1 protein-coding gene and 1 CRISPR repeat array are annotated in these 3,796 nt (G+C 67.0%); the gene reads left to right on the top strand.

Annotated elements, in window-relative coordinates; translation table 11 throughout:
• The first annotated feature begins 360 nt into the window (after positions 1-360).
• Positions 361-1,338 (top strand): IS481 family transposase, encoded by a 978-nt coding sequence (locus LV457_RS10765; protein WP_232170871.1) that lies wholly within the window; start codon positions 361-363, stop codon positions 1,336-1,338.
• Between the two features lie 3 nt (positions 1,339-1,341).
• Positions 1,342-3,753: a CRISPR direct-repeat array (repeat unit 36 nt; unit sequence GCCTCAATGGTGTCCGGCCACGGGGGCCGGAATCAG).
• The last annotated feature ends 43 nt before the right edge of the window (positions 3,754-3,796 follow it).

Consider the following 3,796-nt stretch of genomic DNA (forward strand, 5'->3'; position numbering starts at 1 on the left):
GGAATCAGCTATGAACGTCACTCGCCTGGGTCAACCCTGATAATGCCTCAATGGTGTCCGGCCACGGGGGCCGGAATCAGGCAGTCGTCGTCGTCGCCGCCGGTCCACACCTCGCCTCAATGGTGTCCGGCCACGGGGGGCCGGAATCAGCACCACTGCCACGGCATGCAGCGCGCACCGAACTCGCCTCAATGGTGTCCGGCCATGGGGGCCGGAATCAGCGGCTACGGCCGGTGAGCTGCTACCGATGACTAGTTGTAATGGCCAGGCAGGTTGTGAACGGCGTGGCTTCCGAAAGTAGGTGAGGACCTCCGGTATCGGTGTGGTTACCACACGCACCCCGATAACCGAGAGGTCCTCATGGTTCACGCTAATGCCTGTCTTACTCCGAAGGGCCGAACTCGGCTCGCGTCGGCGATCGTTGATGACGGATGGACCCATCGCCGCGCCGCTGAACGGTTCCAGTGCTCGCCGGCGACGGCCAAGAAGTGGGCCGACCGCTACCGCGCCGGTGGTGTCGCGGCGATGCAGGACCGTTCCAGCCGCCCTCACTGCAGCCCGGCTCGGATCGGTCGGCGCACCGAATCGCGAATCCTGGGGCTGCGCTTCACCCGTCGGTGGGGGCCGCATCGCATCGCCTATCACCTAGGCATTCCCCGATCGACCGTTCAGGCGGTGTTGCACCGCTACCGGATGCCGCTGCTGCGTGATCTGGACCAGGCCACCGGGTTGGCGGTGCGCAGGTCATCACCGCGACGCTACGAGCACGACGCACCCGGGGATCTGGTGCACGTCGACATCAAGAAGCTTGGGCGCATCCCCAACGGCGGCGGGCACCGCAAGCTGGGCCGCACCATCGGCAACCGCCACAACAAGAAGCAGGGCCGCGGGTACGCATTCGTCCATCACGCCGTCGATGACCACTCCCGGCTGGCGTACTCAGAAATCCTCGGCGATGAACGCAAGGAGACCGCCGCGGCGTTCTGGGAGCGCGCCAGGGCGTACTTCGCCGACCACGGGATCGTCGTCAAACGTGTCTTGACTGACAACGGATCCTGTTATCGCTCAACACTATTCGCCGAGACACTCGGCCCTGACGTCGCCCACAAGAGGACCCGACCCTACCGCCCGCAGACCAACGGGAAAGTGGAGAGATTCAACCGCACCCTCAACCAGGAATGGGCCTACGCCCAGACCTACCTCACCGACGAGGCACGCGCAGCGACCTACCAAGCCTGGGTTCATCTATACAATCACCACCGACCCCACACCGGCATCGGCGGCAAGTCACCCATCGAACGCCCCAGCGTTCACAACCTGCCCGTGAAGAACAACTAGTCGGCCTCAATGGTGTCCGGCCACGGGGGCCGGAATCAGATAGTTCTGGCCGCCCCCGTCGGAATCGGAGTGCATGCCTCAATGGTGTCCGGCCACGGGGGCCGGAATCAGGCCCTGCCGGGCCACAAGTGCCGATGCAGACATTTGCGCCTCAATGGTGTCCGGCCACGGGGGCCGGAATCAGCTGGCTCCGCATCGTCCTGCAACACGAACCCCAAGTGCCTCAATGGTGTCCGGCCACGGGGGCCGGAATCAGGCGGCGAGGCCGGCGATCGGATATCGCTGAAGGCGACGCCTCAATGGTGTCCGGCCACGGGGGCCGGAATCAGACCAACTCCAGCCGGATCACCGCCACCGCCGAATGGCCTCAATGGTGTCCGGCCACGGGGGCCGGAATCAGAACGACTCACTGATCGCGACGGTCGCGCCCGCACTGGCCTCAATGGTGTCCGGCCACGGGGGCCGGAATCAGCGGCTGGCTCACCTGGCTCAACCGGCTCGGCTGCCGGCCTCAATGGTGTCCGGCCACGGGGGCCGGAATCAGGTGCGCGGCCTCGCTGCGATCGTGGTCGCGGGTGAAGCCTCATTGGTGTCCGGCCACGGGGGCCGGAATCAGGTGCGCGTGACGCGCGGCCCGAAATCGTGGCTGGTGTCGCCTCAATGGTGTCCGGCCACGGGGGCCGGAATCAGTGGTACTCGATGTGCGGTGCGGTGCCAGACATCAGGCCTCAATGGTGTCCGGCCACGGGGGCCGGAATCAGCTTGATACTCGCCTCCAGCTTCGCCAACAGGTCTGGCCTCAATGGTGTCCGGCCACGGGGGCCGGAATCAGACCAAGTACCGCGACGGCTTCCGGCTCAGCGAGGAGCCTCAATGGTGTCCGGCCACGGGGGCCGGAATCAGCCGCCGCCGGCATCCCGCTGTACCGCGTGACCGCCGGGCCTCAATGGTGTCCGGCCACGGGGGCCGGAATCAGCACAACAACTCGGGCTCATCGCCCGCACCGCCGCAGGCCTCAATGGTGTCCGGCCACGGGGCCGGAATCAGGCGCCGAGGTGGCGATGCGCCAGCCGTCGGCGGATTGGCCTCAATGGTGTCCGGCCACGGGGGCCGGAATCAGAGCGAATGTGAGCGCTAGCGGGCGATGACGGCGCTCGCCTCAATGGTGTCCGGCCACGGGGGCCGGAATCAGCTCCCTCATCGGCGAGCTGTACGAGGAATCCAACGAGCCTCAATGGTGTCCGGCCACGGGGGCCGGAATCAGATCGCATCCTCGGGAACCGCCGCGAACAGGTCCGCGCCTCAATGGTGTCCGGCCACGGGGGCCGGAATCAGGTGGAGCCGCCCGGATAAGCCCCGGGTCGTTTAGGGGTGCCTCAATGGTGTCCGGCCACGGCGGCCGGAATCAGTCGAAGGCCGCCGGGGAGGTGACCACTCGGCAGATGCCTCAATGGTGTCCGGCCACGGGGGCCGGAATCAGGCGCCAGAACGCGTCATCGGCGCGGTACGTCCAACCGCCTCAATGGTGTCCGGCCACGGGGGCCGGAATCAGGTGAACGCTGCGGACGCCGCGCAATTCGCCGACGTCGCCTCAATGGTGTCCGGCCACGGGGGCCGGAATCAGTCGGCGCCGGCTGACGTGCTCGACGCCGAGGTGGTTGCCTCAATGGTGTCCGGCCACGGGGGCCGGAATCAGGACGTTGGTGATGTTGTCCACGACGACCAGCACCGGGCCTCAATGGTGTCCGGCCACGGGGGCCGGAATCAGGGGCGGTGCCCACAACACGACCGCATACGGCGGCCCCGGCCTCAATGGTGTCCGGCCACGGGGGCCGGAATCAGGTGCCTGCCGGGTAGTCGCCGATCTCGATCTCGTCGCCTCAATGGTGTCCGGCCACGGGGGCCGGAATCAGCTTCGACGTGTGGATCTCGTCGCCGGCCATGGCGATGCCTCAATGGTGTCCGGCCACGGGGGCCGGAATCAGGCAGGAGCGGCGACAATACGGCCAGCCACGACCAGGGCCTCAATGGTGTCCGGCCACGGGGGCCGAATCAGCGGGGCCGCTGAACAGGCTGTAGCTGTTGCCGTACTGCCTCAATGGTGTCCGGCCACGGGGGCCGGAATCAGCCCTGCGTGCTGTCTACGACTACGAATCGCACGTCCGCCTCAATGGTGTCCGGCCACGGGGGCCGGAATCAGGTGACCGTCGACGAATGCTTCGCCGACCCCATCTACGCCTCAATGGTGTCCGGCCACGGGGGCCGGAATCAGATCCGGGGCAGGCGCAGGGCCAGTTGCCGCTACCTGCCTCAATGGTGTCCGGCCACGGGGGCCGGAATCAGGCTGAACCAGAAGGACAGCGACGGCCCGAACGCGGAGCCTCAATGGTGTCCGGCCACGGGGGCCGGAATCAGGCTGAACCAGAAGGACAGCGACGGCCCGAACGCGGAGCCTCAA

It is taken from the genome of Mycobacterium sp. MYCO198283 (assembly GCF_021213805.1).
Lineage (GTDB): Bacteria > Actinomycetota > Actinomycetes > Mycobacteriales > Mycobacteriaceae > Mycobacterium.

Excerpts from the sequence above, each read along its gene's own strand:
- LV457_RS10765 (WP_232170871.1), top strand. The coding sequence starts at position 361 with ATGGTTCACGCTAATGCCTGTCTTACTCCGAAGGGCCGAACTCGGCTC.